We start from the raw sequence: 22,228 nt of genomic DNA, 5'->3' as shown, positions 1-22,228 counted from the left end.
ATACGTCAACTACCGGCATATATGCCTTATACGGCAATGCGTCTGTGACTCATTTGCTTCAGTAATAGCAAAGAATGCGTAGATGTCTCTGAGCAGCCATGCAGCTAACGCGTGACCCTTGCGCATAGTCCCCGAGTCCCGGCATAGTGAATTTGCTCACTCCCGCTTACCGGGAATCTGTCACGGCCTCATCGGCGAGGGTGCCAAGGGGCTTGGCATCACAACGTCAGCGGTGAACCCACGTCGGGTCTGATGTCTACGCAGACTTTAGACAGATGTGCTGATCAAAGGTGAAGCGCGATTCGCCTCGAAAACGAAATCGGCCCCCACGAGGGGGGCCGACCTGCAACATGTTGCGCGCCCGAAGGGATTCGAACCCCTAACCTTCTGATCCGTAGTCAGATGCTCTATCCGTTGAGCTACGGGCGCTTTCGCGTATTCAGTTGTACAGCTGACGTGTCAGCCTGGCGGAGGCGAGAGGATTTGAACCTCCGGTCCCCTGTAAGGGGGACAACTCATTAGCAGTGAGTCCCATTCGGCCGCTCTGGCACGCCTCCTGAACTTCTTGAGGGTACCGGACCCCACCTGTCGATCAGATTGGTCCCCGGAACCGCCGAGGGCACAGCCTACACATGCTCGGCCGCTGGAAGCAAAGCGGATAACCGGCGGCCCTATGCTGGTCGGGTGACTGCCCGTTTGCGCCCCGAATTGGCCGAGATCCCGGCCTACACCCCCGGCAAGACCGTCCCCGGCGCAATCAAGATCGCAAGCAACGAAACCGTGCACGGCCCACTGCCCAGCGTGCGGGACGCGATCCTGGCGGCCACCGAGAACATCAACCGCTATCCCGACAACGGTTATCTCGACCTTCGCGAGCACCTGGCCAAGCACGTCAACTTCGCGCCCGAGAACATCGCGGTGGGCTGCGGCTCGGTGAGCCTGTGCCAGCAGTTGGTCCAGATCACCGCGACCGTGGGCGACGAGGTGCTGTTCGGCTGGCGCAGCTTCGAGGTCTACCCGCTGCAGGTGCGCACGGCGGGCGCCACCCCGGTCCAGGTGCCGCTGCGTGATCACGTGTTCGACCTCGACGCGATCCTCGCGGCGATCACCGACCGCACGCGGCTGATCTTCATCTGCAACCCCAACAATCCGACCAGCACGGTCGTCGAGCCCGACGCCCTGGCCCGGTTCGTGGCCGCGGTGCCACCGCACATCCTGATCGCGCTCGACGAGGCCTACGTCGAGTACATCCGTGACGGGCTGGCCCCCGACAGTCTCGGTTTGGTCCGGACCCACAGCAATGTCGTTGTGCTGCGCACCTTCTCGAAGGCCTACGGGCTGGCCGGCCTGCGGGTGGGCTACGCGGTGGCCGATCCGGACATCATCACCGCACTGGGCAAGGTTTACGTGCCGTTCAGCGCGACCACCCTCTCGCAGGCCGCCGCGATCGCGTGCCTCGACGCCTCGGAGGAACTCCTGGCCCGGACCGACGCGGTGGTCGCCGAACGCAAGCGGGTGACCGCGACGCTGCGCGATGCCGGATTCACGGTGCCGCCGTCACAGGCCAATTTCATGTGGCTGCCGCTGGCCGAACGCACCCTGGACTTCGTGGCGCGGGCCGCAGACAGCCGGATCATCGTGCGACCGTACGGTGAGGAAGGCGTCCGGGTCACCGTCGCCGCACCGCACGAGAACGACGCGTTCCTGGAATTCGCGACCCGCTGGATAGGACAACGATGAGCAACGCCCGCAGCACGTTCGACGAGTTCAAGAACCGCGAAGGGCAGATCCCCGACGCCGAACTCGACGCGTTCTGGGCCGTCCTCGAACCGGTGCCGCTCGATTTCATGCTGGGCGAGTGGTCGGGCGGCGAGTTCGTCACAGGTCACAAGATGAACGGCCTGCTGGAGAAGGCCCGCTGGTTCGGCAAGACCTTCAAATCGGTGACCGACGTGCAACCGCTGGTGTGTCTCGACGAGAACGGCCAGAAGTTCTCCAACACCCAACTCGGCAAGGGTGAGGCCAGCCTGTGGCTCGAGGAGTTCCGCGGGCAGGTGACCGCGACCATGGTCTACGACGGCCAGCCCACGCACGACCACTTCAAGAAGGTCGACGACCGCACCGTCATGGGCATCATGAACGGCAAGGGCGTCTTGGATAACGGGCGCTACTTCTACTTCTTCCTCGAGCGCGTCTAGGCCGTCGGCCGGCGTCCCGTGAACGCCAGCAAGCGGTCCAGCCCCGATGCGTCGTCGGGCACCTCGACCGGATCGTCGAAGCCCGCCCGGACCCGCCCGTCGGGCGTGATGATGCCCTTGGCCCACTGCAGGACCGGCTCGGACCGCGCATCGGGCACCTCGACCGACTGCCCGACGGCCCGCGCGTAATCCCAGGCGTGCACCAGGAATTCCAGCGAGAGGATGCGGGCCATCATCGCCGCGGGCACCTCACCCTGACCGAACGGGACGGTGCCGTCGAGCCCGCGCTGCTGCCAGGCCGCCACGGCGGGCCGCGCCGCCGCGAGCACCTGATCGCGGACCGGGGCATCCGGGTCGCGCTCGGGAATGTCTGCGCCCGCGGCCCCGCCGATCATGGTGATCGAGTTCAGCAAGTGGTCGGTCAGCGCCGCCACGTCGAATTCGCGACACGGGGTCTGCCGGGACAGGTCGTCGTCAGTGATGGTTTGAAGGACCGTCTGCAGTACGCCGAGGGTCGCCTCGGCGGATTCGAGTTCGTTCATACTCGGTAGTGTCGCCTGCATGTCTGACACGTACGAGTCCGTTTCCATCGAGACCAAGGATCACGTCGCGCAGGTGACGTTGATCGGTCCGGGTAAGGGCAACGCGATGGGGCCGGCGTTCTGGGCCGAGATGCCCGAGGTGTTCGGCAAGCTCGATGCCGACCCCGAGGTGCGCGCGATCGTGCTGACCGGATCGGGCAAGAACTTCAGCTACGGACTGGACCTGCCCGCGATGGGTGCGACGCTGCCCGGACTCGACGCGGGTGCGAAGGCCCGCGCGGAGTTCCACACCAAGCTGCAGAGCATGCAGGGCGCGATCAGCGCGGTCGCCGACTGCCGGACACCGACCGTGGCCTCGATCCACGGCTGGTGCATCGGCGGCGGGGTGGACCTGATCAGCGCCGCCGACATCCGCTACGCGAGCGCCGACGCCAAGTTCTCGGTGCGCGAGACCAAGCTGGCCATCGTCGCCGATGTCGGCAGCCTGGCCCGGCTGCCGCTGATCCTGACCGACGGGCACCTGCGGGAGCTGGTTCTGACGGGCAAAGACATCGATGCGGCCCGCGCCGAGAAGATCGGTCTGGTGAACGACGTGTACGACGATCCGGAGGCGTCGCTCGCCGCGGCACACGCCACGGCCGCCGAGATCGCCGCCAACCCGCCGCTGACGGTGGCGGGTGTCAAGGACGTGCTCGATCAGCAGCGCATCGCCCGGGTCTCGGAGAGCCTGCGCTATGTGGCCGCGTGGAACTCGGCGTTCCTGCCGTCGAAGGATCTCGCGGAGGCGGTCACCGCGATGTTCCAGAAGCGTGCGCCTCAGTTCACCGGCGAATAAAAGTATGAGCTGACCCACAACCCGGTGGCGGGCTCAGCCATCCCCGCCTATGGTTAGTAGTGCTACAGATTCCGACGCCCTCGGCTCGGCGCCGCAGCTGAAATCGGCCGATTGGGTGCAGACGGACCGGGGGTTCAGCAATGGGATTGTTCAGTTCATGCCTGATCCGGACGGTGCTCGCCGGATTGCCGTTGTCGATGGTATCCGCGTCACTGTTCGCCGCGCCGATCGCGAGCGCCGCGCCACCGTGCCCTGATGTCGAGGTGGTGTTCGCGCGCGGCACGTTCGAGCCGCCGGGTGTCGGTGGCACCGGGCAGGCCTTCGTCGACGCCCTCACGCGCCAGCTCGGCGACAAGTCGGTCGAGGTGTACCCGGTGAATTACCCGGCATCGCTGGACTTCCCGCGGGCGGCCGACGGAATCATCGACGCCAGCAACAAGATCCGCCAAACGGCCGCCGACTGCCCGAGCACCAAGACCGTGCTTGGCGGGTTCTCACAGGGCGCCGCGGTCGCGGCCTACATCACCGCGGATTCGGTTCCCGCGAACTTCGTACTGCCGGAGGGCATTACCGGGCCGCTGCCTGCCGACGTGGCCGATCACGTCGCGGCCGTGGCGCTGTTCGGCAAACCGTCCAACGGCTTCATGAACACCATCCAGTCCACCGCACCACCGATCACGATCGGTCACCGCTACACAGCCAAGACCGTGGAGATGTGCGTGGACGGCGATCCGGTCTGCTCGGCCGATCCGGGCGATGCGAGCCTGCACAGCCTCTACGCGAGCAACGGAATGGCCGATCAGGCAGCCTCGTTCGTCGCACAGCGTGTCAACGGACGATAGGCGTCCAGCCGAGCTCCGCTTTGGCTTTCGCGTTCGACAGCGGCAGCCACGTGGTGCCGAACGCCGTCGCCGGGTAGGGCGCGACGAGGCCGACCAGTGAGCGCGGAACCGGCCACGGCCTGGGCCGGTTCAGCGTGGCGTTGAGTTCACGGATGTAGTCGCCGAACGACTGGGGCCGGTCGTCGACGATGTTGTAGATCTCACCGCCGCGCCCACGCTCCAGCGCGTCCGCCGTTGCCCGCGCGACATCGTCGATGTGCACCCACGACAACACGCCGCTCCCGGTCATCGCGGGCATGGCCCACCATTTCGCGAGCCGGCGGAACAAATCGTCGTGTGTGACACCGGATCCGTAGAAGACGCCGTAGCGCAACACGATCCCCTCGGTGTCACTGTGCTCGCCGGACCGGACGACGTTGCGCTCCATGCCGCGCAGCGCTTCGAGCATCTCGCCGCCGCCGCGCGGCGGCGGGCCCGGATAGGGATCGGTCTCGTCCATCAGGTCCGGCCCGGTGGACCCGTAGCCGTACGCGAAGATCACCGACTCGGCGACGATCCGGCGCACCCCCGCACGCTGCGCAGCCGCCACCAGATTGCCCGCGCCGCGGCTCCACAACTGTTTGGCGGGTTCGAAATCCTTGATCCACTTGGGCCCGAGCTTGGGCAGCGTGGTCAACAGGCTCACCACCGCGTCGGGCGCGAATTCCGCGACCGCCGTGTCGATCTGGCCGGCATCGAGCACATCGGCGACCACGGGCTCCGCTCCGGCCGCGGCGATCTGCGCGGTCTTGGCGGGCGACCGCGTCACGCCGCGGACCGAATGACCGCGCGCGGTCAGTTCCCGCAGCAGCGGAATGCCAGGAACGCTCGTCGCACCTGCCACCAGCACTCGCATCTAGGCACCCGCTCGTTTACCGCGGAACATGCTGGCACGCAACGCAATTGCCAATAACGCCGTGGTGAACAGCAATCCCGCCGCTTCGAGCCAGCCCACCCAACCGCCCGCCGCATGGTTGGTGTCGACGAGGTGGCTCAGCGTGTGCAGCGCCCAGTGGGCCGTCGCGAACGCCAGCACAGGCACCTGCCATGCGGGCCGCCGCACAGCCGCGAGCATCAGCAAACCGAGCGGAAGTTCGAAAGACGCGTTGTCGAAGATGTAGTGGTCGTTTCGGACCCCGAAAGCCCCCAGGGTTTCGAAGAATGCGCCCGGCGCGACGAGCATGAACAGGCCGAGGGTCACCGAGTAGATCCCGAACACCACCAGCACCACGTCGGCGTAGCGCCAACGGGTCGGCGTCGCTGTGGTCGCCATGCCCACACGATAGGCCTCAGAGAGGTCTCCGAACAGGCTCCATTTCAAGCGCTTTTCCGGGTACCGGTTGCGGGCTCAGAGGGTGGCCAACGCTACCGCGTCGAGCTGGCCCGGACCTGCAACGTACTGGTCACATGCACGGGGCCGGGCGCGTCCCGCCCGTCGATCCGGTCGATGAGTAGTTCCACTGCGGCTTGCGCCTGCCGGTCGGGGTGCAGGTCGAGCGCGGTGATCGGCGGATCGTTCTCGCGGGCCTCGCGACCGTCGATTCCCCCCACCAGCAGGACATCCTGGGGGATCCGCAGGCCGCGGTCCCGGCAGGCGGCCACGACGCCGCTGGTGTAGCCCTCGGCCGGCGCATAGATGGCGTCGGGGGGATCGTCGCGGTCGAACAGCTCACTCGTGGCCGCGTACGTGGCACGGTGGTCGAACCGGACCGGGATACGCACTTGCAGATCGGGAAACCCGTTGTCACGGCACCACTTCGAATACGCCTGGTCGATGTCGATGGACCAGGCTCTGGTCCAGGCCGTGGTGAGCAGCGCGATCCGGCGTGCGCCCTGTGCGCGCAGGTGGTCACACACCAGGCGGGTGTTGGCCGCGTTGTCGCCGGACACGTAGTGCCGTTGCTGCGGCCGCCCGGCATCGCGCTCGATCGACACCACCGGGATCCCGATACTCTCCAGAAGATCGATCTGCGGATCCGACGCGATGGGATCGCACAGCAGTACACCGTCGGGGTTGAGCGCCTCCCAGTCCGCCGCCGAGGTCAGTTCGGGCGGCAATACGAGTGCACGGTGATGCTCGAACGCCGCGGAGGCGGCAGTGGCGGCGATGGCCATGTAGTAATCGAGCGCGACGATCTGGCGCGCGACTTCTCGGCCGTCCTCGCGAGGCAGGATCAGCACCAAGGAACCCGTGCGCCCGCGCCGCAGGGCTTGTGCGGCCGCGCTCGGTCGATATCCCAACCGGTTCGCCGCGGCCCGTACCCGTTCCACGGTGGCCGCGCTGACCTCGCCCTTCCCGTTGAGCGCGTGCGACACCGTGGTGACCGAGACGCCGACCGCATCGGCTACTTCGCGGATGGTCACGCGAGGCCGGGACATCGCCCCACCCTACTGCCCAAAACGATATAGGGGTTGACCCAAAACGTTTTAGGTATACGATTTGGCGCCATGACATTTGTGTCCCCCGTCACGTCTGGGGCCGTGGTGAACGCCCGCATCCGAACTCTCGACCCCGACCTGCCGCGCGCCGAAGCGCTCAGCTGGACCGACGGCCGGATCACCGCCGTCGGCTCCGCCGCGGACGTGCTGGCCACGGTGCCGCCGGGCACCGAGCCCGTCGACCTGGGCGGCGCGTGCCTCACGCCCGGTCTCATCGACTCTCACCTGCACCCCGCCTGGGGCGCCGAACTGTCCCGGGGCGCTGACGTGGCCGGGCACACCGACCTCGACCGACTACGTGACGCATTGCGCGCCGAGGCGGCGCGGACGCCCGACGGCGTATGGGTGCGGGCCTGGAACGTCGACTACGCGGCCTTCGCGCAGACCGGGATCTCCGCGCAACTCATCGACGAGGCCGTCGGCCGCCGCCCGTTCATCGGCGTCTTCTACGACCTGCACACCGCTGTGGTGTCCACCGCGGCCATCCGCGAGAGCGGACTGACCGGGCGGGAAGTGTTTCCCGACGCTGCCGCCGTCGTCACCGATGACACGGGGCGCCCCACCGGCGAACTCAAGGAACCGTCTGCCTACCTGCCACTCATGGACGCACAGGCCGAGACCGACCCCGCAGCCGTACTGAATCGGTTGGCCGGTGTATTGAAGGAGCTCAACCGCTTTGGCGTGACCGGCGGCGTGGTGATGGATGCCGACGCCGGTCAGCTCGACACCTACGCAGCGCTCGAGGACACCGGCCGGCTGTCCGTTCGGCTCGTCGCAGCGCTGTGGCATCACCCTGACCGCGACGATGCGGGAGTCGCCGAGTTGGTGAAGCTGGCCACGCGCCGCGGCAGGCGGTGGCGCAGCGGAATGGTCAAGATCTTCAGTGACGGCGTGATCGACACGGGCACCGCATGGCTGCGCGAGCCGGACACCTGCGGGTGCGGATCACATCCGTTCTGGCCCGACCCGCAGCGGCTGCGCAACGTGATCCACCAATACACCGCTGCGGGAATACAACTCGCGATACACGCGGTCGGCGACCAGGCGGTCTCGTTCGTGCTCGACTGCTACCGCGACGCCGACGGCACAGCGCGACACCGGCTGGAGCACCTTGAACTGCTCACCGATGACGATGTGAAACGCCTTGCCGAACAGCAGGTCACGGCGTCGATGCAGCCACTACACATGCAATGGCGGCAGGCCGACCACAGCGACGCATTCGCGCGGCGGCTCGGCAGGCGCCGTGCCGCGCAGGCGTTCCGGGTGGCCGACGTCATCACCGCCGGAGGGCCGGTGTGCCTCGGCTCGGACTGGCCCGTTGCCGATTCCGACCCGCGGTACGGCATGGCCTGGGCGCGACTGCGGCGCACACCGGGCGACCGGAACGGGCACGTCTTCGAACCAGAGCAGCGGCTCACCGGTGAGCAGGCCCTGCTGGGCTACACCGCCTGGGCCGCAGAGGCTCTCGGTGAGAACGACCGCGGGCGCATCCGCGTCGGCGCTCGAGCCGACCTCACCGCGTTCGCCGCCGACCCAGTACGCGTCGACGCCGACGACCTGATCGACCTGCCGATACCGCTCACCGTCGTCGACGGCGAGATCGTTCACCGAGAGGATGTCTGATGAACCGCCGCTCCATCGGAGTCTGGGATCTGGTCTTCTTCGTCGTCGCGGCCGCCGCCCCACTCGCCGTGATGTCCGGGGTCTCGCCGCTCGCAGTGATGTTCGGCGGCGTCGGGGCACCCGGCGGCTACCTACTCGGTGGCATCGTCATGGCGGTCTTCGCCGTCGGCTTCACCGCCATGAGCCGTCACGTCGACAACCCGGGTGCCTTTTACGCGTACATCTCGCGTGGGCTGGGCCGCACTGTCGGACTGGGCGCGGCGTTCGTCGCGGTGTTGTCCTACGTGTTGATCGCCATCAGCTTCATCCCCGCAATCGGCGTATTCGCGCACGACACCGCGTTGTCACTAGCAGGCGTGGACATTCCGTGGCAGGTTTGGGCGATCGCGGGCTGGTTGACCGTCGGCACATTGGGCTACCTCAACATCACCCTGAGCGCCAAGGTGCTCGGCGTGCTGCTTGGACTGGAAGTGCTGATCCTGGTGCTGTTCGCGGTGCCGGTTCTGGTTGCCGGTGGCGCCGAAGGATTGAGCTTCGGAAGTTTCAACCCTGCCAACATATTCGGCCCCGGTGTCGGCGCACTGTTCGTGCTGGCGTTCGGCGCATTCCTCGGGTTCGAGTCCACCGCGATCTACAGCGAGGAAGCCAAGAACCCCAAACGCACTGTGCCGCAATCGACCTACATCGCAGTGGGGTTCCTCGCAGTGTTCTACACCGTCGTGCTGTGGGCCGCGATCATGGCGTACGGCCCCGAGCGCGCCGTGGCCGTGGCGAGCGAGGATCCCACGGGAATGTTCTTCACCGCGACCGAGCGGTGGGTGGGCGCGCCCGCCGCCACCGCGATGCACGTGCTGATCGTCACGAGTGCCCTGGCCGCCGCGCTCGCTTTCCACAACGCCAGCGCGCGCTACCTGTCGGCGTTGGCGCACGAACACGCTTTGCCCGCCTGGCTCGGGCGGCGCACGCCGGCCGGCTCACCCGGTGCCGCCAGCCTCGCGGTGTCGGCGGCCGCAGCCGTGATCGTCGTCGCGTTCGCACTCGCCGGCGCCGACCCCTACACCCATACGTTCATCTGGCTCAACGCGATCGGCATTCCGGGCATCATCGGGCTGCAGGCGCTGTGCTCTGCCGCCGTGGTGGCGTTCTTCCGCCGTGAGCCGCACGGCCACGGCATCTTCACCCGCCTCGTCGCCCCAGTCATCGCGACCGCCGCGCTGGCCGGCACGGTCGTGCTCATCGCTGTCAACTACGATCTGCTCACCGGCGCCGGTTCCGTCACGAACGCCGTGCTGCTGCTGATACTTCCGGTGACATTCGGCGTCGGAGTCGTCGTGGCCCGGATCCTGCGGGCACGGCGCCCCGCGGTGTACGAGCAGCTCGCCACAGTCCGGCCCGACGAGCCTACGAGTGTCGGCTGATGGGTCCACTCATCACTGCCGGGGTGCTCGAGCTGACCGTCGGTGTGTTGAGCGGTTGGCTCATGGTGGCGGCGGGATCGGATCGATGGCGGACCAGGCTGCGGATGGTCGACACTCGGCGGATCCGCCAAGGCCATCTCGACCTGCTGATCATGGGTGCGATCCTGGTTGCGCTGGGCGCAGCAGATCTTGGGTTACCTGTTGTTGCAACCGTGTTCGTGATCGCGGGTTCATGGCTCGCGCCGCTGCTGTTCTTCCCGCTGGCCTGGCGCCCTTCTCTCGGTGACTGCGCACTCATGGTCTGGCTCGACCGCGCCGGCTTCGTGATGCTGACGGCCGGCTACCTGATCGCCGCGTGGATCGTGTTGAGCTGACCGGGCATCGCAGCGAACGGCCCTAACCGCCAACACTTTTGACGTCTACCCAGCCGCGCCCGGTCCCCCACAACCGGTGGAGCCCGGTGAGGATGGCGTCGAGGCCCATGCTGAAGATGAGGTCGCGGGGGCGTGCCTGTTGGCGGTCGACGGCGCTGGCGAACGCGTCATAGGTGCGCGCGAGCAGTGGGAGCTGCGCCGGATCCTCGGGTTCGTAGACATCGTCGGGGGACGGCGAATCCAAGGCCGCGCCGAAAATGAACGTCTCCAGCACGCTCATCGAGGCGATGACGCTCTCATCGGGCCAACCCGCCGCGGTGAAACCCCCGATGACACGTTGGTACATGCTCGATGTCCGGGGCGCTTGCGCAAGGGGGACTTCGACGATCACCGGCACGAGCTCGGGATGTTCACGCAGCTGGCGCAGGTAGCTCCACGCCCAGCGCGCCAGCGCCTCCCGCAGTGAGACGACCCCGAAGCCCGAGGTGTCGAGCTCGGCCGCGAACCGCTCCTGCACGGCTGCGAGAAGCCCTGCGCGCGAGGGCACGTGGTTGTACAGTGCACCGACGGACACGCCGAGCCGCTGGGCAAGCGACCGCATCGTCAGACCACGCATCCCCTCGGCGCGCAGCAGGCTCGACGCGGCATCGGTGATCCGGGCCGGGTCGAGAACCGGGCTGCGGGGACGCCCCCTCGAGCGCGCCTTCGGCGGGAGCGACCCGACGGAGTCGCCGGCACCTCGCTCAGACGGCATCGATAACTCCAACACTGCGTGATCGTCGACCGTGCACTCAGAACCGTACGCCAAAAATGAACACAGCCTGACCGGATCCGACCGCGCTGATCACCGCGTTTCCGCCAGACAAACGAACATCGACCGGATTTCTGTTCCGTCGGCGTCGAAGGCGTTCCTAGCATTGCGCAACTCACCGCGACCACCGGTCCAACTTGAGAGGAACCCCCATGACCTTGTCGAACGCCAGCAGTTCCGAGCACACCGTGGAACTGGAACGGGACGTCGTCGTCATCGGCGCAGGAATCTCTGGCCTGGTGACCGCGCGCCGCCTGGTGGAAGCCGGCCACACGGTCGCCGTACTGGAGGCTCGTGACCGCGTCGGCGGCCGCACCTGGTCGCAGACGATCGACGGCGAGTTCTTCGAGATCGGTGGGCAGTGGGTCTCCTCCGATCAGGACGCGCTCAAGGCACTCCTGCGGGAACTGGGTAAGGAGACCTTTCCGCGCTACCGGGACGGCAACTCCATCTACATCAGCGGCGACGGAGAACGCCGAGAGTTCCGCGGCGACTTCCCGGTCGCCGACACCACGCAACAACAGATCCAGTTGATGGTCGACGCGTTGGACGAATTGGCCGCGCAGATCGACGCGTCAGCCCCGTGGAACCATCCGCGAGCCGCCGAGCTCGACGGAATCCAGTTCAGCACCTGGCTGGCCGGCCTCTCCGATGACGCGGAGGCCATCCGCATCGTCGACCACTACATCGCGGCCGGGATGCTCACCAAGCCGTCCCACTGCTTCTCGCTGTTGCAGGCGATGCTGATGGTCGCGTCCGCCGAGAAGTTCGAGCACCTCATCGACGAGGGCATCCTGCTCGACGAACGCGTCGTGGGCGGCATGCAGTCCGTCTCGGAGCAGATCGCCGCCGAACTCGGCGCGGAAGTCGTGCACCTTGCCACCCCCGTGCGGCGCCTGCAGTGGGCGTCGAACGGTGACGGCGCACCCGGCACCGTGATCACCACAAGTGACCGGGTCACCGTCCGCTCGCGGTTCGCCGTCGTCGCGATTCCACCCAACCTCTACGCCACCATCGACTACTCCCCAGCGCTGCCTCGGCCCCAGCAGGTTGCCCACCAACATCATTCGATGGGCCTGGTGATCAAGGCCCAGGCGGCCTACGAGCGGCCGTTCTGGCGTGACCGTGGCCTGTCCGGCACCGGGTTCGCTTCCCACGAACGCGTCTGCGAGGTCTACGACAACACCGTCGCGGGCCACGATCACGGCATGCTCGTCGGGTTCATCGTCAGCGAGCGCGCCGACGAGACCTGGGCGCTGCCCGAAGACCGACGCCGCGAAGCCGTGCTGGAATCCTTCGCCGCGTACTTCGGCGAGGAAGCTCTGAAGCCGATCGCGTTCTATCTTTCCGACTGGGGCAGTGAGGAATTCACCCGCGGCGCCTACGCAAGCAGCTACGACCTCGGCGGCCTCAGCCGGTGGGGTCACCTCCAGAACGAGCCCGTGGGGCCCGTCTACTTCGCGAGCTCCGACATTCAGGGCGCCGGATATCTCCACGTCGACGGCGGCGTCCGCATCGGCACCGACACGGCTGCCCGCATCGGGTCGGCGCTGTAGCTGCCCACCGCCCCGGTCAGTTCACCGGGACGTACACCTTGGTGCGCAGTTGTTCGTCGGGCACCGAACCGGGCTCGTTGAGGTACACGTTGAAGTGGTGTGTCGCCGGGTCGTCGGGTGTGCGCGACAGCGCGAGCTTGTGTTCCGCGACGTAGGCGCCGATCAGTTCGTGGGCACGCGAGATCGCCTCGTGATAGGGCCCGACGACGGTGGCGACCACGGCTCGCCGCTCCCCCGTGGTCAGCACCCCGAGCGGCGCCGCGGCCGAGGTGCCGTCGGCCACTGCCACGAACACGGACTCGTCGACGTCGGCCTCGCGGTACTCGTCGTCGTGCTCGATGGTGCCGCCCAGGCCGACGGGAGTGATGCCTTGCTGCTGAAGCGCGGGAAACAGCCGCTCCCACAACTGACCTTCGGCGGCGTAGTTGTCGATCGTGCCCCGGAGGTACACGACGGTGCGCGCGGGGATGATTTCTTCGGTGACGGTGTCGGTCATGGTGGGCTCCTTCTCGGACAGCAGGTGATCGATCAGACGCAGCCGGGCGAGCGCTTCGTCGGCGGCCATGGCGAGTTCGGCGCGCTGCGCGTGCAACGCCGCGTAGTAGGCCGGGGTACCGCGGGTGGCGAGCACGGCTCCGATGGCGGACACGCCGAAACCCACGTCCCGGAGGCGGCGGATCGCCGCCGCGTCGGCCAGTTGCGTCGCCGCGTACCGCCGGTAGCCGGTGAACTCGTCGACGTCCGCTGGCACCAGCACGCCGTGGATGTCGTAGTGGCGCAGCATGCGTACGCTGATCCGGCTCAGTGAGGAGAACCTGCCGATGGACATGAGGCTCGGGGTGTCTGTCACGAAACCAAGCGTGCGGTCTCACATGGCGTGAGAGTCAAGTCGGGGTGTTCATCGATAGGGTCACTCGCATGTGCACGCGAGTCATGTGGTCCGACACCGGCGACAAGACCGGGAATGCGGTCCTGGTCGGCAGGAACATGGACTTCCACCGCGATCTGCTGACCAACTTGTGGAAGCAGCCTCGCGGCGTCGAACGTGACGATGCCGTCTCGGGCAAGCTCACCTGGACCTCGAAATACGGCAGCGTGGTGGCGACGGCCTTCGACATCACATCGGTGGACGGGATCAACGAGGCCGGCCTGGCAGGGCACATCCTGTGGCTCGCCGAGTCCACCTACGGCGAGCCCGACGACTCACGGGTTCAGCTCGGCCAGGCCATCTGGCTGCAGTACTTCCTGGACAATTTCGCCACCGTGGCCGACGCGGTCGCGTGGATCGCCGAGACCGACGTGCAGGTGGTGCAGATGGACGATCCCACGGGCGGCGTGCGACCCGGCCTGCACCTGGCACTCGACGACGCGACCGGCGACTCCGCGATCATCGAATACGTCGACGGGCACGCCCGCGTGTACCACTCGAAGGACTACACGGTGATGACCAACTCACCGACCTTCGACCGGCAACTCGAGCTCGTGAAGTCGTTCACGGGCCTCGGCGGTGACCAGCCGCTCCCCGGATCGACTTTGGCGAGTGACCGATTCGCCCGGGCCAGCTACTACGCCGGCCGGCTCCCCACCCCGAACACTCAGGTGGAGGCGATCGCCGCCATGTTCTCGGTGATCCGAAATGCCGCTCAGCCCTTCCGGATCCCCGACCCGGGCAAGCCCGACGCCTCACAGACCATCTGGCAGACCGTGCTGGACCTGACCAACAAGCGGTACGTCTACGAGTCCACCACCCGACCCAACATCGTCTGGGTCGACCTGGCGGATCTCGACTTCTCGGCGGGCAGCCCACAGCTCAAGCTCGATCTGATCGGCAAACTCGCGATCGAGGGCGGCATCGCGGGCAACGTCGCCGACAGGTTCGACGACAACGGTCCCATGACGTTCCTGTCCCTCAAGGCCATGGCGGAACTCGAAGCGGCGGCGAAAGCCGCTGCTGCACAAGACTAATCGCGCGACGCGTCCCCAGATCTACCCTCCGGGAGCGGCACTGGTTTCAGGAGCAGGGTTCGGCGCCGGCCTGAGCAGCCGGTGAGCGATCACGCCGACCACAAGCGCCCAGAATGCCGCGCCCACCCCGGCCACCGTGGTACCCGAGGCCGCCACGACCAGCGTCACCGCTGCGGGGATTCGCGCCGATTCGTCGGCCATGGCACCCGCGCAGGCACCGGCGAACGCGCTCAGCAGCGCCACACCCGCGACGGCCTGCACCACACCGTCCGGCGCGGCGAGCACGGCCGCGGTCAGCCCCGTCGAGACCAGGCCGAGCGCGCAGTACATCGCGCCGGTCGTGAAGCCGGCGATCCAGCGACGCCGAGGATTCGGATCGGCGTCCGGTGCGGCCGCCAGCGCGGCACTGATCGCGGCCAGGTTGACGGCGTGCCCGCCGAACGGCGCGGCCAGCAGCGAGCCGATTCCGGTCACCGTAAGCGCCGGGCGCCAAGGGACGTGAAACCCGAACCCCGCCATGACCGCGACGCCCGGGATGTTCTGCGCGGCCATGGTCACGATGTAGAGCGGCAGTGCGATGCCGGTGAGTGCCTGCAAGGTCAGGCTCGGCGCCGTGACGTGCAGCTGGGGTATCCACGCGGAGGCCGCGGGCAGGCTGTGCTCCCGGACCAGCGTCACCGTGATCACCACCAGGGCCGCACCGAAAGCGGCGGGCACCGCCCACCGGGGCCGGACGGCGAGCACGATCAGCCACACCGCCAGCACCGGCGCGATCGCGCCCGGATCGTGGGCCAGGGCGGTGACCGGTGCGACGCACAGCGGGAGCAGCACCCCCGCGAGCATGGCCTGCGCGACCGCCGTGGGAATGCGCGTGACAAGGCGCGCGAGCGCAGGCCAGAGCCCGGTTGCGAACAGCAGCGCCGCCGTGACCGCGAACGCGCCGACGGCGGCGGGCCATCCGCCGGCCACTGCGCCGGTCGTGATCAGCAGCGCCGCACCTGGCGTCGACCACGCGCTGGTGATCGGCATCCGGAACCTCCACGACAGCAGCATCGAGGCTGCGCCCATCGCCAGGCTCACCGCCACCAGGCCCGATGCCGCCTGTGCCGGACTCGCGCCCGCTGCCCGCAACCCCGCAAGCACCACCGCGAACGAGGACGTGAAACCGACCAGCGCGCACACCACGCCCGCGCCGATCGGAACCGCTTTCGAGACGTCCTGCTCCATCCGCCGACCCTCCGTTCTGAATACGGAACGTTCTGTAAACGGAACGTAGCATGGAACGATGAACGCGGCAGAGGTCGGTCGCCGGCTACGGGATCTACGAGTCGAGCGCGGTCTGAGCCTGTCCGAGCTCGCGCGCCGCGCAGGCGTCGGCAAGGGATCGCTGTCCGAGATCGAATCGGGCGGCCGCAACCCCACGGTCGAGACGCTCTATGCGCTCTGCGAACCCCTCGATGTACCTCTCACCGCGCTGGTCGGCGAATCCCCCGGCGCACACTCGGCCGCGCATGGCGGGATGCGGACGGTGCTGCTGTCCGTGCGGCACCTGCCCCGGGTCACCGTCGAGGTGTTCCGTCTGGAGTTCCCCTCGGGCGCAGAGCACGTCTCACCGTCGCATGGAGCCGGCGTCCGCGAGCACCTCACCGTGGTGGAGGGAAAGGTGCTGGCGGGACCGGTCGGCGAGGAGACCGTGGTCGAAGAGGGCGCGACGCTGACCTGGCTGAGCGATCGCCGCCATCGGTTCGCGGCCGTCGACGGTGCCGCGGAGGCGGTGGTGGTGATCACGACCCCGCGGTGAGGCCTCGCCGGACAACGCGGCCAGCAACGTTTCCGTTCCTCTCGCTGTGCACCTCTATGTGCTCGGATATACACTGGCATACATGTTCAGCAACCGTCGAATCTTCCGCGATCCTCCCGGCGAGCTAACCTCCGCGCAGGAGTCCACGGCCAGGAGCGCTGCCCGGCGGGCCGCTCGGGAGGCACGTCGTTCGCTGCGCACCGCTCGTGGGCAGTACCGGCGCTACCGTGCCGGCGCGGGAGCCGTTTACCTGGACTGGCCGCGGTGGCACGGGGAGTATCTCAACGAGTATCACGGCGGTGGAGGGATCAATGAGGGTGGCCTCCAGGTCAGCACCAACGTTCCCGGCGACGCCATCTGACTGCCGCCGAGCGGGCCGACACGAAACAGCTGCCCCACTGCTCGGCGTGACGATCCGCGAGATATGGAGCCGCACATGGGCGCCCTGCGGGAGGCGCGCCACCTGATGCGCCCACAGCACCGAACCGCAGGAGCGTGGATCCTCAGCTTCGTCGACGTCGTGTTCGTCGCTGCGGCGGCTTACCTCTGCTGGACGCTGGTGTGGTGCGGCGGGCCGTTCGAGCGCATGGGCTGGATCTTCCCGGCGTTCTTCGTCGGACCTCCGCTGTTGCTGGTCGGCGCGGTGTACTTCGGCGTGTGCGCCGCACGCGGTCGGCAGGTGGCGGCCCCGATCGCTGCGGTCGCCGCGGTGATCGCCCTGTCAATGCTGTTGATCGGTACGAATGTGCTGCAGAAGGTGCGATGGGCGAATGCGCGCGCCGAGGTGCTCGCAGTGGCCGACCACCCGCCGGCGCGTGGCGAGGCCCAGCACCGCTGGATCGGCAGCTACCCCGCCACGGTCCAGACGAACGCGAGCGGGACCGTGCTGATCAAGTTCGACAGAAGCTGGGACGGGTTGCTCTACGTGCCCTCCGGGATGGAGGCGCCTGATCGGGGCGGCGACTCGGGGATTGGCCCCGAGGTGATGCCGCGGTGGTGGTACTACGACACCGACTGATCGCCTACGGCAGCCAAGCGTTGCTCCATGGATGAAGCCGCCTGGGTGACAGTCCCCGCACGAATGAGATTGAGGTGGCGGCGGATATCGTCACGAACCATGGAACCCCTCCGCATCGTCGAGACGTCGACCGGCAATTACTCCCTCCTGCTCAACGCCGGGGAGACACCATCTGACGAAGCGGTTGAGGCGCTCGACCACGAGCCCAACGGCTACTTCTGGGAGGGCGTGGCCCAGCGCGTGGCACCGGAGTTGGTCAAACAGGTGGGGCTTGACAGCGAAGCCGGGATGTTCTGCGCGTACGGCACCAACCGCGCGGCACTCGAGCAACTCGGTGCCGCACTCGCCGCAGTGGTGAACGATCCCGCGAAGGTCCGTGACGTGGTCACCACGGCCGAGGCCGACGGCTACGAGTTCGACGACTAGTCGAATGCTCATCTCCCCTGACGTGATCGCCATCTTGGACCCGATGTCGGACCTCGTTTCCGCTGGCGAAGTGGACGGGCAATCGGCTTTCGCGCTGTGGCGAGACGGAGCAGTGCGTCTTCTCGACGACAGACTCACCGAGAAGGCGCAGCGAGAGCTCCCTCTGGAGGGCGACGTCTGCGTCCTTGCGGCATCCGGCCTCGATCTGGTCATACTCGCCTCCGCCGACGGCCTCGTCATCGCCGGAAAGGAGGTGGTCACGGTGCCCGGGCTACCCGCCGACGCGACCGCGCTCCTGGGCGGTCGACCCGTCGTCGCTGTCCCGGAAGGTGAGAGTCACCGGCTGCTCTTGCTCGATCCCGCGACCGGGGCGATCCTCGACGACCAGGCTATCGACGCGGATGATGCTCGCGCCTTCCTGCATCCCCATCCCGCCGACGACACGGCGATTCTTGAGCTCGCCATGGGACAGGACGGTGTCCTCGGTTTCCGCGTCGACGTCGAGGGGACGCGCCTACACCTGACGGAGATCCTCACAGGAGATGATCCCGTGTTCGCGGGCTTCAGTCCATCGGGCTCGAGGCTACTCGTCACGCCGCACAGCGATCCGCAGACAATACGGGTGCTCTCGTGGCCGGATCTGAAGGAGACCTCACGGCTCGATGCGAGCGCCGTCGACGCCGAGTACGGTTTCGGCCTCGCCGGCTGCTGGATCAACGACGAGCGAGTCGCTGTGTACGCGACCGAGGACGCCTTGATCGTTGCCGACGAGAACTTCGACTCGCCCGAACGCATCGTGCTGCCGATCGACTTCGGCGACGACGGAGAGATCGAGAAGCTCACGTATCTGGGTTCGGAGAACATCGCCGTCGGCGCGTGGACACCATCCGGTCGACTCACCCTCGTGGTGCACCTCATCGAAAAATAGGCTGCGGCTCTCAACGCCTCTGCAAGCAAGCCAGCGCGAGCCACCGTCACCGGTGACGGGTGGAGTCGTCCTCGACCTCGTCGGGGGGCATTTCCTCGCGGTACCACTCGTGCTCCGGAGACGGCCGGAACGCCAACCAGCCCACTGGGAGATCCGCCAACGCGCGCAGCGAGGGGTCGGCACCGACCACGCACCCCATGCACGCGAGCTTGATCTCCCGGATCGGGTCCGGAGTCTCACACACGAACTGCCATTCACCTTGGTGATCGTGAAACACGGTCAGGACCGGTAGACCATCCTCGAGAACCTGACGGGTGGTGAAGGCCGCGATGTTGACCGGCGTAGCAAAGGGCCAGTCGGATTCATCCACACATGCCATAACGTAAATGGTAACTTCAGCAAACTCCACGTGCGCGTCGGACGACCATCCGAACCCACAGCGATCCGCATCCGCGGCGTCCAGATTCAGTCTCCATGATGAACACCGGATGGAAGCAGGCCACATTGTCGGCATGGCCGTTATCAACGCGATTGAAAGCCTTACCGATTGGGTCCGCATGCGTCGCGGTGGCTACACCGCAGATGCTCACGTCCTTGCTGGGCCGACACATCGAGCATTCCCGGCGGATTGCACCGGCGCTTGCACTCGAAAGTACAAGGACGGCAACGGAATCGAGTTCGGATCCCACGCGCCATGTCACGAGTCCCGGAAAACCCGCCACTCCAAGAGCGGTGGCGGAGGGATTTGAACCCCCGGACGGTGTTAGCCGTCTCTCGCTTTCAAGGCGAGAGTAGCCCGTTTCCCCAGGTGGATATGTGTATGGAAATTCCGGACAGCCCAGGTAAACGTCGCTCTATCCCAGGCGTGGTTGCAGGAGTTGTGACACCACCGTGACATCCTGGCGTATCAACGCCGCAGATAGGAGTAGGTATCACAGGAGCAGTGTGACATCTCACCAGTGCATCACGTCCCCTTCGGCTCCTGGCGCATTGTCTGCGGCTGGAGCGACGATGTGCCCATGACCAGCGAGCCGACGTACTACGAGACCCTGACCGCCGATGGCACCGTGCAGTTCGTCGTGTGGATTGAGGACGGCTGCCTCACCTTCCCCGTTGCCCACACGACCGAGGAAGCGGCGCAGGCACTGGTCGCCGCCGTGAAGGCTGACCCATCCCTCGGCAAGGTCGTCCCGATGCCTGAGACTGACCCAGAGCCTGACCCCCTGGAACCGCTCAACGCCCACCGCGCCGAGCCCTGCATCGGAATCGGCGTTCCCGAGGGTTGGGTACCTCTGGTGCTGGAAATGCACGAGCGCGTGGTAGAGGTGTGTCCTGGCATTCAGTATGTGCAGGTTAAGGCGAAGTTCGCGGAGCTGAGGGTCTACGTGAAAGGCGCGAATCCCGTTGCACAGTCGCTGATTTGGGAGGCTGAGGTGGATTCACGGACGGTGTGCGAGGTGTGTGGTGGTGTTGGTGTGCCGTGTCACCGCCGAGGCTGGTATCGCGCGCTGTGCGCTGACCACGCCGATGAGCTGGGCTACACCGAGGCGTCCCCGTGACCGATTCGCTGGACTCCCTAATCGCCGATATCGACGCGTTGGAGGACGCCGACGACGACGCCTACCCCTGGTACGACGCGTGGAGCTGGACGGCGGAGCCTGAGCCCTGGATTCGCGATTACGAGCCCGACACTGGGCTTGACCTGCCTCTTTCCGTGTCCCCCGCGCCTCGGCTCATGCCCCGAGACCTGCTCGATGTCACGCTGGAGGTGACGCTGGCGGATGGGCGGATGGTGTCGTGGAGTGCCTCGGAAGGGTGGGACGGGGACACCGAACTCATAGCGGCAGCGCAGGCGGTCGCGGGACTGCATACGGGGTTGACGGCGACGGCGGCAGTGGCGCGGGGACTGGTCGCGGTCGCGGTGGATGGGCATATCGACCCGCTGGTCTGGATGGCTGCGGGGCTATGAGCGCGCGCATCAGCTACAACCGCGTGACGCGGGTCGTGTGGATAAGCGACGAGCACGGGGACACTGTGGCGCGCACTGAGATACCGCGCGGGAAGCGTTGCACCGACGTGGCGGGAGAGCTTCTCGCCGCACACGGTTACGCACGCACTGGCGACTACCTGCTCGCGGGGAGTGGGTCGCCCATTCGGGAGGCGACGATTCGCGTTGTGAGCAGGCACGTGTCGCGGAACTGAGGGCTACGGGGCTCGGTTAGTCGTCCATCTCGGCGAGGACGTGTGCGAACGATGAGCTGGTGTGCTCGTCGGCGTCCCGCTGAGCGCGGACACGCGCAAGGGCTTCCTCACGCTCCTGCACGCCCATCTGAGCCATGAGCGCCTCGAACGGCGAACCACCACCCGCTGGCGCGATGAATTGCGGACGTGTGCGTGATTCCCGCAGGTTAGGGGTGGTGTCCCTCGGCGTGGAGTTACGTGGAGTCAGCGCCTCCCACGCCTCGGTCAGCGCTACCCGCAACGGGGAATCGACGGGCTCCGCGTCGCGGACAGCGGCAATCTGCGCGCGGGTCGTCTCGTCGTCCTGCCCCCTCGCCTTGAGCTGCTCCACGAGGACACCGACACGCTGGCGATTGGCGTCCACCACCTCGGGACTCGGCATGCTGGCACGTGATTCGCGCTGGTCAGTAGCGTGTCCCTTGCCCGTTGTGGCGGTGCTCGACGGCGCGGTGGCAGTGGGTGGGGTGGGCATGGGCGAGACATTCGCGGACACAGGCGGGACATTCGCGGACATAGGCACGGTCACGGGAACCGTGGTCGGCGGCGTGAGAGGCGGTGTCAGCGGGACGTTGACACGCGAGGCAGGCGGTTCGACGGACTGAGGCTTAGGCACGGGAGCAGGTGCGGTGTCCACGTTCGCGGGTGTGGGTGCGGGCACGGCGGACTGGGAGCGGTGTGCCTGGTGCACCTTCGACTTCGCCTCCGCCGCCGCGATACGCGCGTCCAGTCGGCGCAGGGTCTCAGGGTTGTGTGATGGCGTAGCAGCTATCAGGTCACGGCGCTTGTGCATCCTGAGCAGTTCCTTCGACTCACCCGGAAGTGCCCCGATGTTCCCCGAGACGGGTGATACACGCAGGTCAGGAACTACGTCCCTACCCTTCACGGTGGTCGGAGGCGTTGGGGCATCGGCGCGAGTTCCGTACGCCGCCACGAGTGCCGCTTCGGAGGGCTGTGGGAGCCCTGCGCGCTGGTACACCTGGCGGGTCACGTCGTGGTCGGTCAGCATCGGGTCTATCCCAATCTCTCGGAGGAACTGGGCGCGCTTATGCGCGGAGATTGCGCCCTGAACGTGGGCGAGTTCGGCGGTCAGGACGGCACGCTCGGCACGGTGGGAGCCTGGCTCAGCGTCCAGGCTTCCGAGACGCTGCTCCAGCGCTACGGCACGGTCATCC

25 protein-coding genes, 2 tRNA genes and 1 pseudogene are annotated in these 22,228 nt (G+C 67.1%); 17 read left to right on the top strand and 11 right to left on the bottom strand.

Annotated elements, in window-relative coordinates; translation table 11 throughout:
- Positions 1-356: 356 nt before the first annotated feature.
- Both G6N67_RS14660 and G6N67_RS14655 read right to left on the bottom strand, forming a co-directional pair.
- Positions 357-429 (bottom strand) — tRNA-Arg (locus G6N67_RS14660).
- Between the two features lie 36 nt (positions 430-465).
- Positions 466-557 (bottom strand) — tRNA-Ser (locus G6N67_RS14655).
- A 127-nt stretch (positions 558-684) separates the two neighbouring features.
- Here G6N67_RS14655 and hisC point away from each other — a divergent pair.
- Entirely contained in the window at positions 685-1,740 is a 1,056-nt protein-coding gene (gene hisC, locus G6N67_RS14650) for a histidinol-phosphate transaminase (RefSeq protein WP_036431468.1), read from the top strand.
- A complete protein-coding gene (locus tag G6N67_RS14645; RefSeq protein ID WP_036431467.1) occupies positions 1,737-2,198 on the top strand; it encodes a DUF4334 domain-containing protein in 462 nt (153 codons plus the stop codon). Before hisC ends, G6N67_RS14645 begins: the two co-directional genes overlap by 4 nt.
- On the opposite strand, the gene G6N67_RS14640 is transcribed toward G6N67_RS14645, so the two are convergent.
- Complete coding sequence (locus G6N67_RS14640) at positions 2,195-2,740, bottom strand: TIGR03086 family metal-binding protein (RefSeq protein WP_110798390.1); 546 nt, start codon at positions 2,738-2,740, stop codon at positions 2,195-2,197. The genes G6N67_RS14645 and G6N67_RS14640 overlap by 4 nt on opposite strands.
- 19 nt (positions 2,741-2,759) lie before the next feature.
- Between G6N67_RS14640 and G6N67_RS14635 the strand changes: the two genes are divergently transcribed.
- Together G6N67_RS14635 and G6N67_RS14630 are read left to right on the top strand one after the other, a co-directional pair.
- Entirely contained in the window at positions 2,760-3,575 is an 816-nt protein-coding gene (locus tag G6N67_RS14635) for a crotonase/enoyl-CoA hydratase family protein (protein ID WP_036431464.1), read from the top strand.
- A gap of 197 nt (positions 3,576-3,772) precedes the next feature.
- A complete protein-coding gene (locus tag G6N67_RS14630) occupies positions 3,773-4,417 on the top strand; it encodes a cutinase family protein (protein WP_081812630.1) in 645 nt (214 codons plus the stop codon).
- On the opposite strand, the gene G6N67_RS14625 is transcribed toward G6N67_RS14630, so the two are convergent.
- The 3 genes from G6N67_RS14625 to G6N67_RS14615 form a co-directional block, all read right to left on the bottom strand.
- A complete protein-coding gene (locus G6N67_RS14625; RefSeq protein WP_036431462.1) occupies positions 4,404-5,312 on the bottom strand; it encodes an NAD-dependent epimerase/dehydratase family protein in 909 nt (302 codons plus the stop codon). The two genes, G6N67_RS14630 and G6N67_RS14625, sit on opposite strands and share 14 nt — an antisense overlap.
- Positions 5,313-5,729, bottom strand: a complete 417-nt coding sequence (locus G6N67_RS14620; protein ID WP_036431460.1) for a hypothetical protein — start codon at positions 5,727-5,729, stop codon at positions 5,313-5,315.
- 92 nt (positions 5,730-5,821) lie between these two features.
- On the bottom strand, positions 5,822-6,835 hold the full coding sequence (locus G6N67_RS14615; RefSeq protein WP_036431458.1) for a LacI family DNA-binding transcriptional regulator: 1,014 nt from the start codon (positions 6,833-6,835) through the stop codon (positions 5,822-5,824).
- 69 nt (positions 6,836-6,904) lie between these two features.
- On the opposite strand from G6N67_RS14615, the gene G6N67_RS14610 reads away from it, so the two are divergent.
- The 3 genes from G6N67_RS14610 to G6N67_RS14600 are packed head-to-tail and all read left to right on the top strand — an operon-like array spanning position 6,905 to position 10,310.
- On the top strand, positions 6,905-8,518 hold the full coding sequence (locus G6N67_RS14610; protein ID WP_036431456.1) for an amidohydrolase: 1,614 nt from the start codon (positions 6,905-6,907) through the stop codon (positions 8,516-8,518).
- Positions 8,518-9,936, top strand: coding sequence for an APC family permease (locus tag G6N67_RS14605; protein WP_051578640.1), 1,419 nt, complete (start codon positions 8,518-8,520; stop codon positions 9,934-9,936). Before G6N67_RS14610 ends, G6N67_RS14605 begins: the two co-directional genes overlap by 1 nt.
- Positions 9,936-10,310 (top strand): hypothetical protein, encoded by a 375-nt coding sequence (locus tag G6N67_RS14600; protein WP_051578639.1) that lies wholly within the window; start codon positions 9,936-9,938, stop codon positions 10,308-10,310. Before G6N67_RS14605 ends, G6N67_RS14600 begins: the two co-directional genes overlap by 1 nt.
- A 22-nt stretch (positions 10,311-10,332) precedes the next feature.
- Here the strand turns inward: G6N67_RS14600 and G6N67_RS14595 are convergent, their stop codons facing one another.
- The gene (locus G6N67_RS14595; protein ID WP_036431454.1) at positions 10,333-11,064 is read right to left on the bottom strand and encodes a TetR/AcrR family transcriptional regulator; all 732 of its coding nucleotides are present in this window, start codon (positions 11,062-11,064) and stop codon (positions 10,333-10,335) included.
- Between the two features lie 209 nt (positions 11,065-11,273).
- Here G6N67_RS14595 and G6N67_RS14590 point away from each other — a divergent pair, with 209 nt between their 5' ends.
- A complete protein-coding gene (locus tag G6N67_RS14590) occupies positions 11,274-12,677 on the top strand; it encodes a flavin monoamine oxidase family protein (protein ID WP_036431452.1) in 1,404 nt (467 codons plus the stop codon).
- 16 nt (positions 12,678-12,693) lie between these two features.
- On the opposite strand, the gene G6N67_RS14585 is transcribed toward G6N67_RS14590, so the two are convergent.
- Positions 12,694-13,527 (bottom strand): MerR family transcriptional regulator, encoded by an 834-nt coding sequence (locus tag G6N67_RS14585; RefSeq protein ID WP_036431450.1) that lies wholly within the window; start codon positions 13,525-13,527, stop codon positions 12,694-12,696.
- A 68-nt stretch (positions 13,528-13,595) separates the two neighbouring features.
- Here G6N67_RS14585 and G6N67_RS14580 point away from each other — a divergent pair, with 68 nt between their 5' ends.
- Positions 13,596-14,642: a bile salt hydrolase gene (locus G6N67_RS14580; RefSeq protein WP_036431448.1), complete on the top strand. Its 1,047-nt coding sequence runs from the start codon at positions 13,596-13,598 to the stop codon at positions 14,640-14,642.
- 21 nt (positions 14,643-14,663) lie between these two features.
- Here the strand turns inward: G6N67_RS14580 and G6N67_RS14575 are convergent, their stop codons facing one another.
- Positions 14,664-15,869: a benzoate/H(+) symporter BenE family transporter gene (locus G6N67_RS14575; RefSeq protein WP_036431446.1), complete on the bottom strand. Its 1,206-nt coding sequence runs from the start codon at positions 15,867-15,869 to the stop codon at positions 14,664-14,666.
- A 58-nt stretch (positions 15,870-15,927) separates the two neighbouring features.
- On the opposite strand from G6N67_RS14575, the gene G6N67_RS14570 reads away from it, so the two are divergent.
- The 5 genes from G6N67_RS14570 (at position 15,928) to G6N67_RS14550 (ending at position 18,815) form a co-directional block, all read left to right on the top strand.
- The gene (locus G6N67_RS14570; RefSeq protein ID WP_036431444.1) at positions 15,928-16,443 is read left to right on the top strand and encodes a helix-turn-helix domain-containing protein; all 516 of its coding nucleotides are present in this window, start codon (positions 15,928-15,930) and stop codon (positions 16,441-16,443) included.
- Between the two features lie 82 nt (positions 16,444-16,525).
- Positions 16,526-16,804 carry a hypothetical protein gene (locus G6N67_RS14565; protein WP_036435198.1) on the top strand — a complete coding sequence of 93 codons (279 nt, stop codon included), beginning with the start codon at positions 16,526-16,528 and terminating at the stop codon, positions 16,802-16,804.
- Between the two features lie 75 nt (positions 16,805-16,879).
- Positions 16,880-17,461 (top strand): hypothetical protein, encoded by a 582-nt coding sequence (locus G6N67_RS14560; protein WP_131524657.1) that lies wholly within the window; start codon positions 16,880-16,882, stop codon positions 17,459-17,461.
- Positions 17,462-17,560: 99 nt separating this feature from the next.
- The gene (locus G6N67_RS14555; protein ID WP_051578638.1) at positions 17,561-17,887 is read left to right on the top strand and encodes an Imm51 family immunity protein; all 327 of its coding nucleotides are present in this window, start codon (positions 17,561-17,563) and stop codon (positions 17,885-17,887) included.
- Positions 17,888-17,930: 43 nt separating this feature from the next.
- On the top strand, positions 17,931-18,815 hold the full coding sequence (locus G6N67_RS14550; protein ID WP_131524656.1) for a hypothetical protein: 885 nt from the start codon (positions 17,931-17,933) through the stop codon (positions 18,813-18,815).
- A gap of 46 nt (positions 18,816-18,861) precedes the next feature.
- Here G6N67_RS14550 and G6N67_RS14545 read toward each other — a convergent pair whose 3' ends face one another.
- A complete protein-coding gene (locus tag G6N67_RS14545; protein WP_081812487.1) occupies positions 18,862-19,194 on the bottom strand; it encodes a hypothetical protein in 333 nt (110 codons plus the stop codon).
- A 314-nt stretch (positions 19,195-19,508) separates the two neighbouring features.
- On the opposite strand from G6N67_RS14545, the pseudogene G6N67_RS39660 reads away from it, so the two are divergent.
- From G6N67_RS39660 to G6N67_RS14535, 3 genes and pseudogenes are all read left to right on the top strand, one after another.
- Positions 19,509-19,610, top strand: a pseudogene (locus tag G6N67_RS39660) (hypothetical protein); the annotation flags it as partial.
- Positions 19,611-19,834: 224 nt separating this feature from the next.
- Positions 19,835-20,374, top strand: coding sequence for a hypothetical protein (locus G6N67_RS14540; protein ID WP_036431440.1), 540 nt, complete (start codon positions 19,835-19,837; stop codon positions 20,372-20,374).
- Positions 20,371-20,784, top strand: a complete 414-nt coding sequence (locus tag G6N67_RS14535; protein ID WP_036431439.1) for a hypothetical protein — start codon at positions 20,371-20,373, stop codon at positions 20,782-20,784. Before G6N67_RS14540 ends, G6N67_RS14535 begins: the two co-directional genes overlap by 4 nt.
- 249 nt (positions 20,785-21,033) lie before the next feature.
- Here the strand turns inward: G6N67_RS14535 and G6N67_RS14530 are convergent, their stop codons facing one another.
- The gene (locus G6N67_RS14530; protein ID WP_163642198.1) at positions 21,034-21,528 is read right to left on the bottom strand and encodes a hypothetical protein; all 495 of its coding nucleotides are present in this window, start codon (positions 21,526-21,528) and stop codon (positions 21,034-21,036) included.
- Between the last annotated feature and the right edge of the window lie 700 nt (positions 21,529-22,228).

The sequence above is a fragment of the Mycolicibacterium mageritense genome (assembly GCF_010727475.1).
In the GTDB taxonomy this organism is placed as follows: domain Bacteria; phylum Actinomycetota; class Actinomycetes; order Mycobacteriales; family Mycobacteriaceae; genus Mycobacterium; species Mycobacterium mageritense.
This window is presented reverse-complemented; position numbering and strand designations above follow the sequence as displayed.